1 protein-coding gene is annotated in these 748 nt (G+C 60.2%); it reads right to left on the bottom strand.

Annotated features, from left to right (window positions below; all coding sequences use genetic code 11):
* On the bottom strand, positions 1-686 hold a 686-nt coding region (locus tag NQ018_RS11300), incomplete at its 3' end, for an IS6-like element IS6100 family transposase (RefSeq protein WP_228214528.1).
* Positions 687-748: the final 62 nt, after the last annotated feature.

Raw genomic sequence — 748 nt, 5'->3', positions numbered from 1 at the left:
TCCACAAGGCGCACCTCGCCCCTGATGCCGGGCTGCAGGCACCAGGGGCGAGCCTGTCCTTTGCGCAGGGCTCGCATGACTTCGAATCCCTTGATCGTGGCATAGGCCGTGGGGATCGATTTGAAACCGCGCACCGGCTTGATCAGTATCTTGAGCTTTCCGTGATCGGCCTCGATCACGTTATTGAGATACTTCACCTGCCGGTGGGCCGTCTCCCGGTCCAGCTTTCCTTCGCGCTTCAATTCGGTGATCGCTGCACCATAGCTCGGCGCTTTGTCGGTATTGAGCGTGGCAGGCTTTTCCCAGTGCTTCAGGCCTCGCAGGGCCTTGCCCAGGAACCGCTTCGCTGCCTTGGCGCTGCGGGTCGGCGACAGGTAGAAATCGATCGTGTCGCCCCGCTTGTCGACTGCCCGGTACAGGTAGGTCCACTTGCCCCGCACCTTGACGTAGGTTTCATCCAGGCGCCAGCTCGGATCAAAGCCACGCCGCCAGAACCAGCGCAGCCGCTTCTCCATCTCCGGGGCGTAGCACTGGACCCAGCGATAGATCGTCGTATGGTCGACCGAAATGCCGCGTTCCGCCAGCATTTCCTCAAGGTCGCGATAGCTGATCGGATAGCGACAATACCAGCGCACCGCCCACAGGATCACATCACCCTGGAAATGGCGCCACTTGAAATCCGTCATCGTTCCGTCCGTCCAATCTCCGCCAAGCATGCTCAAGCTTCACGATTTTTGCAACAGAGCCA

The organism is Corynebacterium kozikiae (assembly GCF_024580965.1).
Classification (GTDB): domain Bacteria; phylum Actinomycetota; class Actinomycetes; order Mycobacteriales; family Mycobacteriaceae; genus Corynebacterium; species Corynebacterium kozikiae.
The sequence above is the reverse complement of the archived record's forward strand: the minus strand, read 5'-3'. Positions and strand labels throughout refer to the sequence as shown.